General features: G+C 65.4%; 14 protein-coding genes and 3 tRNA genes. 8 read left to right on the plus strand and 9 right to left on the minus strand.

Annotated elements, in window-relative coordinates; genetic code table 11:
- Positions 1–47 precede the first annotated feature (47 nt).
- Both JYG32_RS06145 and JYG32_RS06150 read left to right on the plus strand, forming a co-directional pair.
- On the plus strand, positions 48–842 hold the full coding sequence (locus tag JYG32_RS06145) for a cystine ABC transporter substrate-binding protein (protein ID WP_174381702.1): 795 nt from the start codon (positions 48–50) through the stop codon (positions 840–842).
- Between the two features lie 122 nt (positions 843–964).
- The gene (locus JYG32_RS06150) at positions 965–1657 is read left to right on the plus strand and encodes an amino acid ABC transporter permease (protein ID WP_174381703.1); all 693 of its coding nucleotides are present in this window, start codon (positions 965–967) and stop codon (positions 1655–1657) included.
- Positions 1658–1709: 52 nt separating this feature from the next.
- On the opposite strand, the gene JYG32_RS06155 is transcribed toward JYG32_RS06150, so the two are convergent.
- The 6 genes from JYG32_RS06155 to rnr all read right to left on the minus strand — a co-directional run bounded on the left by JYG32_RS06155 (position 1710) and on the right by rnr (position 8943).
- Positions 1710–2696 (minus strand): Gfo/Idh/MocA family protein, encoded by a 987-nt coding sequence (locus tag JYG32_RS06155; protein ID WP_213264996.1) that lies wholly within the window; start codon positions 2694–2696, stop codon positions 1710–1712.
- A gap of 101 nt (positions 2697–2797) precedes the next feature.
- Positions 2798–3514 carry a FadR/GntR family transcriptional regulator gene (locus JYG32_RS06160; protein ID WP_096470823.1) on the minus strand — a complete coding sequence of 239 codons (717 nt, stop codon included), beginning with the start codon at positions 3512–3514 and terminating at the stop codon, positions 2798–2800.
- A gap of 290 nt (positions 3515–3804) precedes the next feature.
- Positions 3805–4500 carry a ribose-5-phosphate isomerase RpiA gene (rpiA, locus tag JYG32_RS06165; protein ID WP_213264997.1) on the minus strand — a complete coding sequence of 232 codons (696 nt, stop codon included), beginning with the start codon at positions 4498–4500 and terminating at the stop codon, positions 3805–3807.
- Positions 4501–4591: 91 nt separating this feature from the next.
- Entirely contained in the window at positions 4592–5464 is an 873-nt protein-coding gene (locus JYG32_RS06170; protein ID WP_213264998.1) for an N-acetylmuramoyl-L-alanine amidase, read from the minus strand.
- 97 nt (positions 5465–5561) lie between these two features.
- Positions 5562–6305 carry a 23S rRNA (guanosine(2251)-2'-O)-methyltransferase RlmB gene (rlmB, locus tag JYG32_RS06175; protein WP_174381706.1) on the minus strand — a complete coding sequence of 248 codons (744 nt, stop codon included), beginning with the start codon at positions 6303–6305 and terminating at the stop codon, positions 5562–5564.
- A 148-nt stretch (positions 6306–6453) separates the two neighbouring features.
- Positions 6454–8943 (minus strand): ribonuclease R, encoded by a 2490-nt coding sequence (gene rnr, locus JYG32_RS06180; RefSeq protein WP_213264999.1) that lies wholly within the window; start codon positions 8941–8943, stop codon positions 6454–6456.
- A gap of 249 nt (positions 8944–9192) precedes the next feature.
- Here rnr and JYG32_RS06185 point away from each other — a divergent pair.
- Positions 9193–9279, plus strand: a tRNA-Leu gene (locus tag JYG32_RS06185).
- A 225-nt stretch (positions 9280–9504) separates the two neighbouring features.
- Here the strand turns inward: JYG32_RS06185 and JYG32_RS06190 are convergent.
- Both JYG32_RS06190 and JYG32_RS06195 read right to left on the minus strand, forming a co-directional pair.
- The gene (locus JYG32_RS06190; RefSeq protein WP_174382911.1) at positions 9505–9942 is read right to left on the minus strand and encodes a MarR family winged helix-turn-helix transcriptional regulator; all 438 of its coding nucleotides are present in this window, start codon (positions 9940–9942) and stop codon (positions 9505–9507) included.
- A gap of 99 nt (positions 9943–10041) precedes the next feature.
- Positions 10042–11604 (minus strand): DHA2 family efflux MFS transporter permease subunit, encoded by a 1563-nt coding sequence (locus JYG32_RS06195; RefSeq protein WP_213265000.1) that lies wholly within the window; start codon positions 11602–11604, stop codon positions 10042–10044.
- 372 nt (positions 11605–11976) lie between these two features.
- Here JYG32_RS06195 and JYG32_RS06200 point away from each other — a divergent pair, with 372 nt between their 5' ends.
- Both JYG32_RS06200 and JYG32_RS06205 read left to right on the plus strand, forming a co-directional pair.
- The gene (locus JYG32_RS06200; protein ID WP_174382913.1) at positions 11977–12966 is read left to right on the plus strand and encodes an aliphatic sulfonate ABC transporter substrate-binding protein; all 990 of its coding nucleotides are present in this window, start codon (positions 11977–11979) and stop codon (positions 12964–12966) included.
- A gap of 108 nt (positions 12967–13074) precedes the next feature.
- A tRNA-Leu gene (locus JYG32_RS06205) sits at positions 13075–13161 on the plus strand.
- Between the two features lie 349 nt (positions 13162–13510).
- Here the strand turns inward: JYG32_RS06205 and JYG32_RS06210 are convergent.
- Positions 13511–14074 (minus strand): flavodoxin family protein, encoded by a 564-nt coding sequence (locus JYG32_RS06210; RefSeq protein ID WP_174382914.1) that lies wholly within the window; start codon positions 14072–14074, stop codon positions 13511–13513.
- Between the two features lie 431 nt (positions 14075–14505).
- On the opposite strand from JYG32_RS06210, the gene JYG32_RS06215 reads away from it, so the two are divergent.
- The 3 genes from JYG32_RS06215 to JYG32_RS06225 all read left to right on the plus strand — a co-directional run bounded on the left by JYG32_RS06215 (position 14506) and on the right by JYG32_RS06225 (position 17881).
- A tRNA-Leu gene (locus JYG32_RS06215) sits at positions 14506–14592 on the plus strand.
- Positions 14593–15093: 501 nt separating this feature from the next.
- Complete coding sequence (locus JYG32_RS06220) at positions 15094–16341, plus strand: ROK family protein (RefSeq protein WP_174382915.1); 1248 nt, start codon at positions 15094–15096, stop codon at positions 16339–16341.
- Positions 16328–17881, plus strand: coding sequence for a sugar ABC transporter ATP-binding protein (locus tag JYG32_RS06225; RefSeq protein ID WP_174382916.1), 1554 nt, complete (start codon positions 16328–16330; stop codon positions 17879–17881). The genes JYG32_RS06220 and JYG32_RS06225 overlap by 14 nt, the downstream gene beginning before the upstream one ends.
- Positions 17882–17918: the final 37 nt, after the last annotated feature.

Below are 17918 nucleotides of genomic sequence, written 5' to 3' on the forward strand. Positions count from 1 at the left end.
GCGCCACTATCAGAATCATTGACCCGGACAGGGCAAGGAAACACACGATGAAATTTGCGCTGCTGAAGAAGCTGCTGGTTGCCGGCCTGATCGGCACGTCGTTCGCCGCCGCCACCGCGCATGCGGCCGACCTCCTCGACCAGGTGAAGCAACGCGGTACGCTGCGAGTCGGCCTCGAGGGCACGTTCCCGCCGTTCAACTCGAAGAACCCGCAAGGCGAGCTCGTCGGCTTCGACGTCGACATCGCGAAGGCTGTCGCCGCGAAGCTCGGCGTGAAAGCCGAGTTCGTGACGACCGAATGGAGCGGCATCATCGCGGGCCTGCAGGCCGGCAAGTTCGACGTGATTGCCAACCAGGTCGGCATCACCGACAAGCGCAAGGAAACGCTCGACTTCTCGCCGGCGTACACGTACTCGTCCGCGCAACTGATCCAGCGCAAGGACGACACGCGTGAGTTCAAGTCGCTGGACGACCTGAAGGGCAAGAAGCTCGGCGTCGCGCTCGGCACGAACTACATGGACATGGCGAAGTCGGTGCCCGGCGTCGACGTGAAGACGTACCCGGGCGCGCCCGAGTACCTGCGCGATCTCGCAGCCGGCCGTCTCGACGCCGCGCTCAACGATCGCCTGATGCTCGCGTACCTGACGAAGAATTCGCAACTGCCGCTGCGCCCGGGCGCGAACGTCGGCTCGGCGAACCCGTCGGGCATCCCGTTCAGGAAGGGCAACCCGAAGTTCCAGAAGGCGATCGACGACGCGATGGCGCAACTCGCGGCCGACGGCACGTTCACGAAGATCTCGGACAAGTGGTTCGGCATCGACGTGACGAAACCGATCAAGTAAGCACGCCTGCATTTCCCGCCTGACGGCGGGCCGGACAGGGCGGCATCCGCAACGATGCCGCCCTTTGTTTTATTCGTCCGGTTTATGATTGCGCTTTCGCGCTCGCATCCGATTCGTATTCCATGTCGACAACGTCCCTGCTCGTCCAATCGCTGCCGGTGCTCGCCCAGGGCGCCGTACTGACCGTCAAGTTCGCCGTGCTGTCGATGGTGTTCGGCCTGCTCGGCGCTCTCGTGCTCGCGATGATGGGCATCCGGCAAAGCGAGCCGCTCGACGGCTTCGAACGCATCTGGGTCAACGCGCTAGCGTGGCTCGCGCGCGCGTACGTGAGCCTGATGCGCGGCACGCCGCTACTCGTGCAGATCTTCGTCATCTACTACGGGCTGCCGAGCCTCGGCATCTCGCTCGACCCGACGCCGGCCGGCGTCATCGCACTGTCCGCAAACGTCGCGGCTTACATGTCCGAAAGCATGCGCGGCGCGATCAACGGCATTCACCGCGGCCAGTGGCTCGCGTCGTACAGCCTCGGGCTGTCGTGGGGGCAGACGCTGCGCTACGTGATCGGCCCGCAGGCGCTGCGCATCGCGGTGCCGAGCCTGTCGAACAGCCTGATCAGCCTGATCAAGGACACGTCGCTCGTGTCCGTGATCACCGTGACCGAACTGCTGCGCAGCGCGCAGGAAGTCATCGCGGCGACCTATCAGCCGCTGCCGCTCTATCTCGCCGCCGCGGCCGTGTACTGGATCCTGTGCCAGATCCTCGAATGGGTGCAGCGCTGGTACGAAAAGCGCCTGTCGCTGCCGTCGCGGCACTGAGCGCACACCATCCGCCGGGCCGCGCACGCGGGCCCGGCCCCTTGCTTCCCGCCTACTCGCCCGAATAGCGCACGCCGAGCGCGGCACGTGCGGCATCGGTCATCGCGATCATCTGCCGCGAATGGTCGTGCGTCATGATCGGGCTTTCGGTTTCGCCCGCGCGCAGCAGGTCGCAGAAATGCGCGGTCTCGTAGTTCAGCCCGCCGCCGTCGACCGGCGCGTCGAGTTCGACGGTGCGCCCGTCCGCATAGCGGATCGTCGCGCGCGCCGGGTTCCACCACTTCTCGTGAATCGTCACATGCCCGCCGGCCGCGGCGATCAGCGCGTCGCCGCGCCCCATCACGTCGAGCCCGCAAAAGAGCTGCGCGATCCCGCCGTTCGCATGCAGGCTGTTCAGGCTCGCGAACATGTCGACGCCGGTCGCACCGACGCGGCCGAGCGTCTGCACGTCGAGCGCCGCGCCGAGCCAGTCGACCGCGAGAAACGCCTCGTAGATCCCGATATCGAGCAGCGCGCCGCCCGCGCGATCGAGGCGATAGACGGAATGGTCACCGGGTACCGACGACGATGCGCACCCCGCGCGCACGAGCCGGATCTCGCCGATCGGATCGTCATGCAGGTGCGCGCGCAACTGACGGTACAGCGGAAAGAACGGCGGCTTCATCGCTTCCATGAAGAGCCGCCCGGCGTCGCGTGCCGCACGCAGCACGGTGTCGAGTTGCGCCGCGTTCAGCGTCGCGGGTTTTTCGCACAGCACGGCCTTGCCGGCGGCAAGCGCGGCCAGCGTGTACTGCGCGTGACTGTCATGGAGCGTCGCGATGTAGACGGCGTCGATATCGCTCGCGAGGAGCGCTTCGAGGCTGGCCGCAGGCGTGCCGCCGCACGTCTCGCAAAAGGCCGCGGTCGCGTCGGCGCGGCGCGCCCAGGCGCCTGCGAGCGTGGCACCCGGTACGTGCGCGAGGCTTTGCGCGAAGCGGCGCGCAATGCTGCCTGCGCCGACGATGCCGAAGCGCACCGGGCGATGGTCGTTGTCGTTCATCCTGATCTTCCGTGTCGGTCGTATGACGGTGGCCGGCACGCCGCCGGCCGACCGTCATGATAAACGGCTCGCCGGCACACGGATGAGCGACACGAGCAGCGTCAGGCTCGCACGGGAACGTCGACGGAGAAATCGCGCGAGATCTCGTCGGCGCTGAAATCGATCAGCGCGAGCGATGCCGCTTCGGCTTCGCGCGGATCGCGCCGCTCGATCGCGTCGACGACACGCGCATGCGCCTTGACGGCGATTTCGTGTGCGCCCTCCTTCTTCACGACGCGCGGATTCACGAGGCGCACCGCACCGCGCACGATCGCCGCCATCTGCTGGAAGAACTGGTTGCCGCTCGCCTGCACGATCCGCGTGTGCAGCAACTCGTCCGCCGTGTCGTAGCCGGGATCGCCGGGCTGCAGCACCTTGAACGCATCGAACGCTTCGCGAATGCCCGCGATGTCGGCCGCCGTCGCACGCACCGCCGCCTGCGCGGTCGCGCGCGGTTCGATCAGCATCCGGAATTCGATGACGTCGCGCATGAACTGCGGATCGGGTTTTGCCCGAAATCGCCAGCTCACGACATCTTCGTCGATCATCCGCCAGTCACGCATCGGCCGCACGCGCGTGCCGACTTTCGGCCGCACGTCCAGCATGTCGCGCGCAAGCAACATCGACAGCGCTTCCCGCATCACGGTGCGACTCACATCGAACTCTTTCGATAGCACGTCTTGCGGCGGCAAGATGCCGCCGTACTTGTCTTCGACGATACCCGAGACAAGCCCATCCATCACTTTGGCGACCAGTGACCGGTCTTTGCCCTGCTCCATGACACCTCCCCGTGCGTCGATTTGCGAACACCTGCTCCGCAGTTCCGCCGGCCCTGGTTACTACTGTTCTTATGATCTATAAGTTGATGAGTTCGAGGATATTTCGCTATCTGGTAAACACCTGACAGGGTTATCCCTCTTTTTGTCGGGGTGATTTATAAGGCTTCAAAAAAGGCCCGGGAAGCGCGCTGCGCCTGCCGGGCCTTGAATTCCACAAGATTTAACCATGCAATCCATTACAGTCGACATACAGTCGACATCGTGCCGCTACGGACTGCTTTTCATTTCTTTCAATTAGCCGAATAAACGATCGTTTCAACGCCGTTTTCCGTGCCGAGCAAGCACAGGTTCGCACCGCGCCCGGCAAACAGCCCGACCGTCACGACGCCCGGCCAGGCATTCACCTGCGCTTCGAAGCCGCGCGGATCGGCGATCTGCAGCCCCTTCACGTCGATGATCTCGTTGCCGTTGTCGGTGATGTACGGTGCGCCGTCCTTCGTCACGCGCAGCACCGGCACGCCGCCGAGCGCGGTCACGCGCCGGCCGATCGCCGTGCGCGCCATCGGCACGACCTCGATCGGCAGCGGGAACGCGCCGAGCACCGGCACGCGCTTGCTGGCATCGGCGATGCAGACGAACGTGTCGGCCACCGACGCGACGATCTTCTCGCGCGTCAGCGCGCCGCCGCCGCCCTTGATCATCGCGCCGCTCGCGTCGATCTCGTCGGCGCCGTCGACGTACACCTGCAGCGAGTCGACCTCGTTCAGGTCGAACACCTTGATGCCGTGCGATTTCAGGCGTTCGGTCGTGGCGACGGAGCTCGACACGGCGCCGCGATAGCGCGACTTGACGACGGCGAGCGCGTCGATGAAGCAGTTGGCGGTCGAGCCGGTGCCGACGCCGATCACGGCGCCTTCCGGCACGTTCTGGATCACGTAATCGGCGGCGGCCTGGCCGACGAGGCGTTTGAGTTCGTCTTGAGTCATGGAGTGGTCGTGCTGCGGGATTGCGGAAAACCGCCAGTTTACCGGACTCGGATGACGGCCCGCGTTTTTCGGCGCGCGGTGCGCCGAGCGTTCAGGGTGCACCCGCCGCAGGCGCGTTGTCTGCCGGTTGCGTGCCGGGGAAGTACTTGTCGAGCAATGCCTGCGCGATCGCGTCGCTTTCGGCATCCGGATTGCCCGCATAGTCGGACGGCCGGAAATGCATCTGGAACGCCGCGAATACGCGCCGCGTGCGAGCGTCGAGCACGCCGTCGGTCGGCACGTCGTAGCCGTAACGCGCGAGCTTGAGCTGCAGTTCGCGCACATCGACCAGTGCGTGCGGATCTCGACCGCCGAGCCGCGTGGCCACGGTTGCATCGTCCGGCCATGCACCGACACCGACCTGTGCAAGCGCATGCCACGGGAACAGCGGCCCGGGATCGATCTTGCGTTGCGGGGCGATGTCGCTGTGCCCGACCACGCGCGTCGGCGGGATCGCGTAGCGTGCGACGATGTCCTTCGACAGACGGGTCAGTGCTTCGACCTGTTCGGGCGGATACGGCTGCCAGGTGCGATTCTGCGGATCGAGCGGGCCGCGGTTCACGTTCTCGATGCCGATCGACGCCGCGTTCAGTTCGGTCGTGCCCTGCCACTCGCTGACGCCCGCATGCCATGCGCGTTCCGATTCCGGAACGAGCTGGTAGACGACGGGCATCCCGTCTTCGATGCGCGGCTGCGGCGGCACGACGTAATGCACGCTGACCGAATCGCCCGTCAGCGTGCGCAGCGACTTCGCTTCGTCGCTTTCGGTGTAATGCATCACGAGAAAGCGGATCCGCGAATCGGCACCGCGCGCTTGCAGGCTCGTGTCGGCGTAGTAGGTGCCGCGTTCGACGAGCGACGGCGACGTGCAGGCAGCCAGCAGGCATAACACGGCGCATGATGCGCCGAGGCGAAACGGGGTCATCGGTCGCGAGTTCCGGAGAACCGCGTGCCGCATCGCAGCGCGGCACGCGTCGTTCGGGTCATCCCGGGCCCGCGCACATCGCGCGAGACGGGTTGCGTCAGCCCTTCACGCGCCGCTGGCGCACGGCTTCGTACAGACACACGCCGCTTGCGACCGACACGTTCAGGCTTTCCACGCTGCCGGCCATCGGGATGCTCATCACGTCGTCGCAGGTGTCGCGCGTGAGCCGGCGCATGCCTTCGCCTTCCGCGCCCATCACGAGCGCGACGGGGCCGTCGAGCTTCGTGTCGTAGAGCGTCGCCGACGCCTCGTCCGACGTGCCGATGATCCACACGCCGGCCTCCTTCAGCTCGCGCAGCGCGCGCGCGAGGTTCGTCACCGTGATGTACGGGACCGTATCGGCCGCGCCGCTCGCCACCTTGGCCGCGGTCGCGTTCAGGCCGACCGCACGGTCGCGCGGCGCGATCACCGCGTGCGCGCCGGCCGAATCGGCAACGCGCAGGCACGCGCCGAGGTTGTGCGGATCGGTGACGCCGTCGAGCACAAGCAGCAGCGCGGGGCCCTGGATGCCGTCGAGCAGCTCGGACAGGTTCTGCGCGAGCGGCACGTCCTCGACACGCGCGACGACGCCCTGGTGACGCTCGGTATGGGCGAGGCCCCACAGGCGCGTTTCGTCGGCCGCGATCAGCCGCACGCCCGCTTCCTTCGCGGTATGCAGGAAGTCCTGCATGCGGCGGTCGCGGCGCGTCTGGTCGTACAGCACCTCCGCAACCGTCGATGCATCGTGCCGCAAACGTGCGGTCACCGCATGAAAACCGTAAAGAACCTTCAGACGTGACATGACTGGAACAACCTTCGATCAAACGTGCGGCCGCGCGACGCGCGCAGCCGCGATCCATGGAAAAGGAAAGCGCCGCGTAGCCGGCCGATGACCGGTGACGCGGCGTCTCTCGATACTGCAGGGCGTGCGCATGCGCCGCCCCGAACGCTCAATACTTCTTGCGGGCGCGCGGCTTTTTCGCGGTCGGTTTCGCCGCCGCACCGCCAGTGCCACCGCCGCCGCCCTTCTTCTTCGCGGCGGCACGCGCGGCATGCGCTTCCTTCACCGCGACGCTCGGCGCGCTCGCGGCCTTCTTGCGACGCGGTGCGAACTCCTCCGCCTGCGGCAGCGCGCGTACGCGCGGGCCGTTGCGATCGGCACCGGCACCGGCACCCGCGGCAGCCGGCGCGGGCGACGGACGCGGCGCCTTCACCGGCGTATCGCGCACGAGGCGGAAATCGATCTTGCGCGCGTCGAGATCGACACGGCTCACCTGCACGCGCACGCGGTCCGACAGCCGATAGCGGATGCCCGTCCGTTCGCCGCGCAGTTCGTTCTTGATCTCGTCGTACTGGAAGTAGTCCGAGCCGAGTTCGGTGACGTGCACGAGCCCTTCGATGAACAGCGTGTCGAGCTGCACGAAGATGCCGAACGACGTGACGCCGTTCACCATCCCGCCGTACTCCTCGCCGAGCTTGTCGCGCATGAAGTAGCACTTGAGCCATGCCTCGACGTCGCGCGACGCTTCGTCCGCACGCCGCTCGTTCGCCGAGCAGTGCAGGCCGAGCTCTTCCCAGATCGCCGTGTTCGGGCGCGAGCGGCCGCGCGCTTCGTCGTCGGCCTGCTGCATCGCGCGGGCACGCGGCGACAGCGCGGTGTTCAGCTCGAAGCCCTCCGGCGCCTTCGGCACGTACTTCTTGCCGGACAGGATCGCGTAGATCGCGCGGTGCGTGAGCAGGTCGGGATAACGACGGATCGGGCTCGTGAAGTGCGCGTACGCCTCGTACGCGAGACCGAAGTGGCCGATGTTGTCCGGGCTGTAGACGGCCTGCTGCATCGAACGCAGCAGCATCGGCTGCAGCATCTGCGCGTCGGGCCGGTCGCGGATCTGCGCCATCAGCGCCGCGTAGTCGCTCGCATGCGGCTTGTCGCCGCCGCCGAGCGACAGGCCCATGCCGCGCAGGAACGCGCGCAGGTTCTCGAGCTTCTCCGGCGTCGGCCCCGCGTGCACGCGGTACAGGCCCGGATGCTTGTTGCGCTTCAGGAAGTCGGCCGCGCAGACGTTCGCGGCCAGCATGCATTCCTCGATCAGCTTGTGCGCATCGTTGCGCTGGCGCGGCACGATCTGCTCGATCTTGCCTTGCGAGTTGCAGACGATGTAGGTCTCGGTCGTATCGAAGTCAATCGCGCCGCGCTTCTGCCGTGCGGCGAACAGCGACTTGTAGACGCCGTACAGGTTCTGCAGGTGCGGCAGCAGGTCCGCTCGGCGCGCAGCCTCCGGCCCCTTCGTATTCGACAGCACGGCCGCGACTTCGGTGTACGTGAGGCGCGCGGCCGAATGGATCACGGCCGGATAGAACTGGTACGCCTTGATCTCGCCGCGCGCGGTGATCACCATGTCGCACGCGAGCACGCAGCGGTCGACCTGCGGGTTCAGCGAGCACAGGCCGTTCGACAGCTTCTCCGGCAGCATCGGGATCACGCGGCGCGGGAAATACACCGACGTGCTGCGCTCGAGTGCATCGGCATCGAGCCCGTTGCCCGGCTGTACGTAGTACGACACGTCGGCGATCGCGACGATCAGCCGGAAGCCGTCGCCGCGGCCGACCTTGACCGGCTCGCAGTAGACGGCGTCGTCGAAGTCGCGTGCGTCTTCGCCGTCGATCGTCACGAGCGGTACGTCGCGCAGGTCGACGCGGAAACGCAGGTCGGCCGGCCGCACCTTGTCGGGCAGCGCGGCGGCTTCGTCGAGCGCCGGCTGACTGAATTCATGCGGCACGCCGTACTTGCGCACCGCGATTTCGATTTCCATGCCCGGATCGTCGATGTCGCCGAGCACTTCGACGACACGGCCGAGCGGCTGCGAATGACGGCTCGGGAAATCGGTCAGCTCGACGACGACGACCTGCCCGACCTTCGCCTTCTTCACGTTCTGCGTGATCAGGATGTCGTGGCCGATGCGCTTGTCTTCCGGCGCGACGATCAGCGCACCGTTCTCGTTGAGCAGGCGGCCGATCACGCGCTTGTTCGCGCGCTCGGTGACTTCGACGACATGCCCTTCCGGTCGGCCGCGGCGATCGTAGCCGACGATCCGCGCGAGCACGCGATCGTTGTGCATCACCTTCTGCATTTCGCCGTTCGGCAGGAACAGGTCGTCCTGACCGTCGTCGCGGATCACGAACCCGTAGCCGTCGCGATGCCCCTGCACGCGCCCCGCGACGAAGTTCGACGGATGCGTCAACTGGTAGTGGCCGCGCTTGTCGAGGCGGATCTGGCCGTCGCGTTCCATCGCGGCGACACGCCGGAAGAACCCTTCGCGCTCCTGACGCTTGATCGACAGTGCTTCGGCGATGTCGTTGGCAGCCAGCGACGCGTCGCTCGTACGCAGCACGCCGAGAATTTCTTCACGGCTCGGAATGGGGTACGGATATTTGCTCAAGGGTTTGTCGATGATTGTTCTCGTTGCGTTGACTGATGGTGCACGGCATCAACATAGAGGTGTCCGTCAGACAGTTCTATATTGACGGCGGCGAGTCATTCTATCACCGGCCTGTGTCGCCAAATAACGGGAATGCCGCGGGCCGGCGCGACGGCGGCCGGTTTGCGATGCATCGCAAAAAAGTGTTGACACGAAAAATTGGGGCGCTATAATTTCGCTTCTTTGCAGCAAGCAGCTACTGCAAAACGTGCCCAGGTGGCGGAATTGGTAGACGCACTAGGTTCAGGTCCTAGCGGTGGCAACATCGTGGAGGTTCGAGTCCTCTCCTGGGCACCATCTGTTTTCTAAAAAAGGTCGGCTTCTGCCGGCCTTTTTTCATTTCAAGCCCAGGAAGCAAAGCGCCTGCGCGCTTTGCGTGAGGACTCGAAAGGCTGCGCTTGCAAGCGCAGCCGGGGTCGCGCATGTGTGACCGAGTCCTCTCCTGGGCACCATCTGTTTTCTAAAAAAGGTCGGCTTCTAGCCGGCCTTTTTTCATTTCAAGCCCAGGAAGCAAAGCGCGGCTTACTCGCCGATGAACTTGCGCAGCAACCGGCACAGCTCGTCGAACTCGGCCTTCGTAAATTTCCGCAAGCGGGCATTGAGCACCTTCGGTGCGATCTCCGGAATCTGCGCGGCAACCGCCTGCCCCGCTTCCGTCAACGCGAGGTTCACGACTCGCCGATCGCTCATGCTGCGCGAACGCTCGACGAGCCCCTTGCTCTCCAGCTTGTCGAGCAGGCGCGTCATCAACCCCGTGTCGACCCCGAGCAACTTCGACAACTCGAAAGGCGTCGTCGCGCTGCCGATCCGTATCGACAGCAGGACGCCCATCTGCTGCGTCGTGATGTCGAGATCCTTCAAGGCCGCATCCATCTCGGACGCGACCAGGTTACGCGCCTTCGCGAGCGCAAACCCCACACTCTCGGTGTGCAGGAAATTCTTCGGCGTGTAGTGTTCCATCGTGCTGGCTGAATCGCATATTGTTGACGCACACAATAATTGCGATATCAGGATTTTTCAAGACGCGTCGATCCCGCACGCGAGCCGTCCCGCACCGGCTCAATGCCCGCCGGCGGCCGCGGCCCCGGCTGCCACGCCCTTGCCCGGCCGCGTCACCCAGACCAGCGGGATGATCAGCACGAAGATCACCGCCGACAACCAGAAAATGTCGTTCAGCCCCAGCATCGTTGCCTGCGCATTCAGCGTCGCCTCGAGGAACGTGAGCGCTTTCGGCGTGCCGCCGTCGAGCGCGCCCTGCACGCTGGCGACCGCACTCGCGAAGATCGGGTTGCTCACGCTGCCCTGCTCGGCCAGTTGCGCATGATGCAGGATCGTGCGGTCGTTCCAGCCGGTGCTCGCGAGCGACGTGCCGACCGCGCCCATGAACACGCGCGCGAAATTCGACAGGCCCGCGGCCGCCGGGATGCGCTCGGGCGGCAGCCCCGACAGGATGATCGACGTGAGCGGCGTCATGAAGAACGCCGTCGGAATGCCTTGCAGCAACGTGGGCGCCACGAGCGACCACGTATCGACGCCCGTCGTATAGCGCGAACGCATGAAAAACACGCCGGCAAAGCCGAGAAACGCGAGGGTGACGAGCACGCGCATATCTGACTTCGGCATCACCTTGCCGACCAACGGTGCGAGAATCACCGCGAAGATGCCGAGCGGCGCGGTCACGAGGCCGGCATTGACGACCGGATAACCGAGCGAGCCCTGGATCCATTGCGGCAGGATCACGAGATTGGCGAAAAATACCGCGAACGCAATCGAAATGGCCACCGTTCCGCCGAGGAAATTTCGCTGTGCGAACAGCCTGAGATCGACGATCGGGCGCGCTTCGGTCAACTCCCAGATCAGGAAGAACAGAAAGCCGACCACCGCCACGATAGTCAGGATCCAGATCGTCGACGAACTGAACCAGTCGAGATCCTTGCCCTTGTCGAGCATGACCTGCAGCGCGGCGACCCACACGACGAGCGCGATCAGCCCGACCTTGTCGATCGGCAGCTTGCGGGCCGGCGTTTCGCGGTTGCGATAGAGCGCCCAGATCACGGCAGCGGCGAACAGCCCGACAGGCACGTTGATGTAGAAGATCCACGACCAACTGTAGTTGTCCGTGATCCAGCCGCCGAGCGCGGGGCCGGCAATCGGCCCGACGGTCGCCGTCATCCCCCACAGCGACAGCGCGCTCGAACTCTTCTCCTTCGGGAACGAAGCGAGCAGCAACGCTTGCGACAACGGTACGAGCGGCCCGGCCACGGCACCCTGGACGATCCGCGCGGCAAGGAGCACGGTCAGGTTGGGCGCGAGCCCGCAGGCTGCCGACGACAGCACGAACAGCAGGATGGCCCAGACGAACAGCTTCACCTGCCCGACCCGCTGCGTGAGCCAGCCGGTCAGCGGGATCGACACCGCGTTGGCCGCCGAGAATAGCGTGATGACCCATGTGCCCTCGTCGATCGACACGCCGAGATTGCCCGAAATGGTTGGAATCGCGACATTGGCGATCGACGAATCGAGCACGTTCATGAACGTGGCAAGCGCCACCGCGAGCGTACCCAGCGCGAAGCTGGCGCCAGTCAGGGGCGCCGGCGCACCCGAACTTTCAGACGGTTTCATCGGATGTCCCTCTGATCAGGCGCCGTGCGAACAGCCGCCGCGGCGTCGAGGAAAATTAACTGACAAGTCAGATAAATGATGGAAAAAAAGCGATCGCCGCGGCCCGCGGGTCTTGCCCGCACCAACGCCAATCGCTGACTCCGAACTTTCTGCAAAGAATATATTTGACTATGCAGTCAAATGCAAGCGGAAGACAAAATGCACGGATCGATCGCCGGCCAGCGTACGGGCGCGCCCGATCCAGGGTGGCCCCCGCCTCCTTATGCCCGCCAGTCGGATCGATAGCAGAATTTATCGGTTATCGTCTGCCGTCCCCGTTGGTACGTTTGGCGGCTCGATTCAACGAAATGACCCCAACGAGGAGCACGATTCATGACGTCGATGAACCGCCGCGCGTTCGCGCGCGCGATGCTGGCCGCAAGCCTCACTGTCGCGGGTGTCCGAGCGCACGCCGAGAACGCGCCTGCCGCACTGCGCATCGGCTACCAGAAATCGTCGACGCTCATCACGCTGCTCAAGACGCGCGGCACGCTCGAGCAGGCGCTTGCGCCGCTCGGCCTGCGGGTGTCGTGGCATGAATTCGCGAGCGGACTCCCGCTGACCGAAGCGCTCAACGTCGGCGCCGTCGATTTCAGCGCCGACGTCGCCGACACGGTCCCGGTCTTCGCACAGGCCGCACATGCGCGTTTCGTGTACGTCGCGCAGGAAGCGCCGTCGCCGAAGGCACAGGCGATCGTCGTCAAGCAGGACAGTGCCCTGCGCACGCTCGCCGATCTCAAGGGCAAGCGCATCGCGGTCACGAAGGCGGCCGGCAGCCACTATCTGCTGCTCGCCGCGCTCGCACGTGCGAAGCTCGCGCCCGCCGACGCGGCGATCCACTACCTGACGCCCGCGGACGGCCGCGCGGCATTCGAGCGCGGCAGCGTGGATGCATGGATCACGTGGGATCCCTATGTCGCGTCGGTCGACCGGAATCCCGACGTACGGATTCTGGCCGACGGCAACGGACTTGCGTCGTACCAGCGCTACTACCTCGCATCGAGCAGTTTCGCCGCCGCGCGGCCCGACGTCGTGCAGATCCTGTTCGACCAGTTGTCACAGGCCGGCACGTGGCTGCGCGACCACCCTCAGGAGGCCGCGAATACGCTCGCGCCGATCTGGGGGCTCGACGCGGCGACGATCGAGCGCGCGAACGCGCGACGCAGCTACCTCGTCCGCGCAGTCGTCGCGCAAAACTTCGGCGAACAGCAGAAGATCGCCGACACGTTCCTCGCGGCCGGACTGCTGCCGGCTCGTGTCGATACGGGACAGGCACTGCGGTGGAATTTCGCGGCGAAACGCGCGGATCCGGTCGGCGCGTGAGACCTCGTCGCGCAAGGGACGAATTTTTATCGCTTCGGATGAAATTGTGTTGACAGACTCCGTCGACACGCTAAAATAGCCGTCTTCGCATCGCAGCAAGCGAAACGTGCCCAGGTGGCGGAATTGGTAGACGCACTAGGTTCAGGTCCTAGCGGTGGCAACATCGTGGAGGTTCGAGTCCTCTCCTGGGCACCATCTGTTTTCTAAAAAGGTCGGCTTCTAGCCGGCCTTTTTTCATTTCAAGCCCAGGAAGCAAAGCGCCTGCGCGCTTTGCGCGAGGACTCGAAAGGCTGCGCTTGCAAGCGCAGCCGGGGTCGCGCATGTGTGACCGAGTCCTCTCCTGGGCACCATCTGTTTTCTAAAAAGGTCGGCTTCTGCCGGCCTTTTTCCATTTCCGGCGCCGGAAAACCAAGCGCGATCCGGGCCGCGAATTCGAAATATTCAGCGAACGCAGACGGCACGCATCAAGCACATCGATCACGCATCGGCCCCACCCATCCACCAGCCGGACGACCATCGACACACGACCGCCCGGCCGCCAACGTCAGGCGCCGTTCCAGCGTTTCGCGGCAATCGCGACGCGTTCGCCCAACACTTCGGCCGTCTTTCGATCGCTCTCGAGAATCGCATCGCCGCCCTCGTCCGCGTTTGCCTGCGCCATCGCACCGAGGAACGACCCGAGCCGATTCAGATCGTTGACCGAACCCTTGCTGTTGTTGTTGCCGGGCATCAGACCGAGGCTGACCCACAGCATCTGATGCTGGGCAGCGAAGACAGCCAGTTGCTGCAGCGTCGCCAGCTTGTCGCCGCTTTGCGAAGCCGACACGGTAAAGCCGGCCGCCAGCTTGTCTCGCCACTTGCCCCAATACTTCGACGATGCGTCCATGAAGCCCTTGAACTGCGCGGACGCGCTGCCCATGTAGGTCGGCGAACCAAAGACGATCGCCTTGGCATCGCGCTCCAGGTACTCCCAGTGTTCGTCGATTGCGTCGACAGGGATCAGCTTGACCGACGCGCCGTCGACTTTCTCGACACCACGAGCGACCGCGTCCGCAATGACGGCCGCATGGCCGTAGCCGCTATGAAAAACCACTGCGATTTCAGACATGAGGAACTCCTTGACGCGGACTATTCCGCAAAAAAACGTTACTGCGATAGTAACAGAAATGATCGTGATGCAAACAACTTCGCTTGCGCGTGCCGCGCGCTCCATTGCGGTCGACGACTACACGATGCGCATGGTGCCGCCAAGCGAGCGAACCATAGCGGCATCCGCTGCGTGCATTCGCGAGCCAGCGTGGCACGACAGGCACCTACCGACAATAATTCGTCTGGCGACGGACTTGAACATGCGTTCAGGAAATTCGCTCGTTCCTCTCCGGCGGCAATCCTTCGCCTCGGGATCGACCCGGCAGCGATATACGAACGCGGCGAATCCGGCACCCGCCTCTTTCTCCCCCCAACGACCACGCAAAATCTGTTGACAAGCTCTTCGAGCACGCTAAAATAGCGGTCTTCGCATCGCAGCAAGCGAAACGTGCCCAGGTGGCGGAATTGGTAGACGCACTAGGTTCAGGTCCTAGCGGTGGCAACATCGTGGAGGTTCGAGTCCTCTCCTGGGCACCATCTGTTTTCCAAAAAGGTCGGCTTCTAGCCGGCCTTTTTTCATTTCAAGCCCAGGAAGCAAAGCGCCTGCGCGCTTTGCGTGAGGACTCGAAAGGCTGCGCTTGCAAGCGCAGCCGGGGTCGCGCATGTGTGACCGAGTCCTCTCCTGGGCACCACTTATTTAAAAAGGTCGGCTTCTAGCCGGCCTTTTTTCATTTCCGGCCCTGCATCAACCACACCGCCCCGTTGATCCACACGGTGTGCCCCCCTTCCCTCGCCATCTTCCAAACGGACAAATCGTCGTCGCTTCCGCGGCGAGTGCGCGCCCGCCACGCGAACTCCAAAGCTTTCGCCCCCGATTCCGCGACCCATCCCCGTTTCCCGAGGTCCGCCCCGCTATCCGTCATCCACGGCAAAAAACCGGGATTTCCCTAGGCTGACATGTCGGCGCTCACGCGGTTAAATAAATCAACGTGATTTATTTAATGCGCCACCCAGCGGCGCAACGTGGAAGGAGACACCATGAGAAGCCCGCACATCGGCCAGGGAAGCAATTCGGCCAACGTGCGCCGTTACAACGAGCGCCTGCTGCTGAAGACGCTGCGCCGCGCAGGCAGCGCGTCGAAGGCCGACCTTGCGCGTCTCGCGAGCATGACGGGCACGGCGGTCGGCAGCATCATCGCGTCGCTCGCCGACGCGAAGCTGATCGAATTCGCGGGTCGCACCGAAGGCCAGCGCGGCCAGCCGGCATCGCTGATCCGCCTCGACCCGCGCGGTGCATTCGGCATCGGTGTCCATCTCGACCGGATGCGCATCGAGACGGCGCTCGTCAACTTCGCGGGCGACGTGCTCGGCCGCCGCTCGCACGACACGCTGCTGCCCCCGCCCGCCGACGTGCTCGATATCGTGCGTCACGACATCGAAGCGATGCAGGCCCTGCTCCCCGACCACGAACGCGCCCGCCTGACCGGCGTCGGCGTCGCCCAGCCTTACAACCTCGGCGCGTGGATGCGCGAACTCGGCCTCGCGCCCGACACGTTCCGCGCGTGGGAAGACGTCGATTTCGCGAGCGACCTCGGGCGCACGCTATCGCTGCCCGTGTTCGGCGAAAACGACGGCAACGCGGCCGCGATCGCCGAGCTGTTCTACGGATACGGCCGGCAGTGCGACGATTTCGTCTACCTGTTTATCGGGCCGGCGATCGGCGGCGGCATCGCGATCGACGGCGACTGCCTGCGCGGCGTGACCGGCAATGCGGGCGACGTCGCCGTGATTCCCGTGCCGCCGAGCCGGCTGGCGTCCGCGCCGCCGCCGCGCGGCCGGTGGGACATCCTGCTCGCGCGCGCCTCGCTGCATGCGCTCGTGCGCCATCTGCGCCATCACGGCGAGACGGTCGAGAACCGCGCCGATCTCGAAGCGTGCATCGCCCGCGGCCTGCCGGCCGTCGACGAATGGATCGACGACTGCGTCGACGCGCTTGCACCGGCGCTGCGCGCGGTGCTGTGCGTGGTCGATGCGCCGGTGGTCGTGATCGACGCCGATACCGACGCGGGCCTGCTCGACGCGGTCACGACGCGCCTGCGCTCGGCGCTGGTTGCCACCGCCCCCGAAGCGCGCGGCACGCCAACGCTCGTGCGCGGCACGTTCGGCGCCGACGCCGGCGCGATCGGCGCCGCCACGCTGCCGATGTTCTTCAACTTCTCCCCGCGGGCCGGCATCCTCCAGGGCGCCCGCACCGACTCGCAGGAGGTCAACCATGTCGCGATCTGAGTCGCCCCGCCCGCTGCTCGAAATGCGCCGGATCAGCAAGACGTTCCCGGCTGTGCGCGCGCTCGACAACGTCAGCCTGACCGTCTACCCGGGCGAGATTCATTCGCTGATGGGCGAGAACGGCGCGGGCAAATCGACGCTGATGAAGATCCTGTCGGGCGCGTACCGCGCCGACGCCGGCGGCGAGATCCTGATCGACGGCGAACGCATCGATATCGACGGCCCGCTCGCCGCGCGCGATGCCGGTGTCGCGGTGATCTACCAGGAGCTGTGCCTCTCGCCGAACCTGACCGTCGCGGAAAACATCTACGTCGGCCGCGAACTGCGGCGCGGCAACCGGCGCTGGGGCACGATCGACCGCGCGGCGATGGCGCGCGGCTGCCAGGACGTGCTCGCGCGCCTCGGCGCATCGTTCGGGCCCGAAACGCTCGTCGACACGCTGTCGATCGCCGAACAGCAACTCGTCGAAATCGCGCGCGCCGTGCACACCCGCGCACGCATCCTCGTGATGGACGAGCCGACGACGCCGCTGTCGTCGCGCGAGACCGAGCACCTGTTCCGCCTGATCCGCCAGTTGCGCGAGGAAGGTCTCGCGATCATCTACATCAGCCACCGCATGGCGGAGATCTACGAACTGTCCGACCGCGTGTCGGTGCTGCGCGACGGCGCGTACGTCGGCACGCTCGAACGCGAATCGCTGTCGGCAGAGCGTCTCGTCTCGATGATGGTCGGCCGCGACATCTCCGGCTTCTACAAGAAGGAACACGCGCCGTACGATCCCGGCCACCTGCTGCTGTCGGTACGCGACATCTCCGACGGCGCGCGCGTGCGCGGCTGCAGTCTCGACCTGCATGCCGGCGAAGTACTCGGCATCGCCGGGCTCGTCGGCGCGGGTCGCACCGAGCTCGCACGGCTGATCTTCGGCGCGGAGCCGCGCGTGCGCGGCGACGTGAAGCTGGGCGACCGCACGTTCGGCGCGCACACGCCGCGCGGCGCAATCGACGCGGGCCTCGTCTACCTGACCGAGGACCGCAAACGCCAGGGCCTGTTCCTCGACATGAGCGTGCGCGACAACATCAACATCTCGGTGTGCAATCGCGATGCACGGCTCGGCGCGCTCGACCTCGCACGCGGTGCCGAACGTGCGCGCGACGCGATTGCGTCGCTGTCGATCCGCGTGCCCAACGCGAACGTCAACGTCGGCGCGCTGTCGGGCGGCAACCAGCAGAAAGTGCTGCTGTCGCGCCTGCTGGAGACGAAACCGCGCGTACTGATCCTCGACGAACCGACGCGCGGCGTCGACATCGGCGCGAAATCCGAGATCTACCGGATCATCAACGAACTGGCCCGCGCCGGTGTGGGCGTGATCGTGATCTCGAGCGAGCTGCCGGAAATCATCGGCGTCGCGGACCGCGTGCTCGTGATGCGCGAAGGCGAAATCGCGGGCGAACTCGGCGGCCACACGCACACGCCCATCACGCAGGAAGCGATCATCGCACTCGCGACCGGCTCGCAGGCCGAGCTCGCCGACGCGCACTGAGCCGCGCTCTTTCATTTGACTCTTACATTCAGGTTAC

It is taken from the genome of Burkholderia pyrrocinia (assembly GCF_018417535.1).
GTDB lineage: Bacteria > Pseudomonadota > Gammaproteobacteria > Burkholderiales > Burkholderiaceae > Burkholderia > Burkholderia pyrrocinia_E.

Excerpts from the sequence above, each read along its gene's own strand:
- JYG32_RS06145 (WP_174381702.1), top strand. The coding sequence starts at position 48 with ATGAAATTTGCGCTGCTGAAGAAGCTGCTGGTTGCCGGCCTGATCGGC.
- JYG32_RS06150 (WP_174381703.1), top strand. The coding sequence starts at position 965 with ATGTCGACAACGTCCCTGCTCGTCCAATCGCTGCCGGTGCTCGCCCAG.
- JYG32_RS06155 (WP_213264996.1), bottom strand. The coding sequence starts at position 2,696 with ATGAACGACAACGACCATCGCCCGGTGCGCTTCGGCATCGTCGGCGCA.
- JYG32_RS06160 (WP_096470823.1), bottom strand. The coding sequence starts at position 3,514 with ATGGAGCAGGGCAAAGACCGGTCACTGGTCGCCAAAGTGATGGATGGG.
- rpiA (WP_213264997.1), bottom strand. The coding sequence starts at position 4,500 with ATGACTCAAGACGAACTCAAACGCCTCGTCGGCCAGGCCGCCGCCGAT.
- JYG32_RS06170 (WP_213264998.1), bottom strand. The coding sequence starts at position 5,464 with ATGACCCCGTTTCGCCTCGGCGCATCATGCGCCGTGTTATGCCTGCTG.
- rlmB (WP_174381706.1), bottom strand. The coding sequence starts at position 6,305 with ATGTCACGTCTGAAGGTTCTTTACGGTTTTCATGCGGTGACCGCACGT.
- JYG32_RS06190 (WP_174382911.1), bottom strand. The coding sequence starts at position 9,942 with ATGGAACACTACACGCCGAAGAATTTCCTGCACACCGAGAGTGTGGGG.
- JYG32_RS06195 (WP_213265000.1), bottom strand. The coding sequence starts at position 11,604 with ATGAAACCGTCTGAAAGTTCGGGTGCGCCGGCGCCCCTGACTGGCGCC.
- JYG32_RS06200 (WP_174382913.1), top strand. The coding sequence starts at position 11,977 with ATGACGTCGATGAACCGCCGCGCGTTCGCGCGCGCGATGCTGGCCGCA.
- JYG32_RS06210 (WP_174382914.1), bottom strand. The coding sequence starts at position 14,074 with ATGTCTGAAATCGCAGTGGTTTTTCATAGCGGCTACGGCCATGCGGCC.
- JYG32_RS06220 (WP_174382915.1), top strand. The coding sequence starts at position 15,094 with ATGAGAAGCCCGCACATCGGCCAGGGAAGCAATTCGGCCAACGTGCGC.
- JYG32_RS06225 (WP_174382916.1), top strand. The coding sequence starts at position 16,328 with ATGTCGCGATCTGAGTCGCCCCGCCCGCTGCTCGAAATGCGCCGGATC.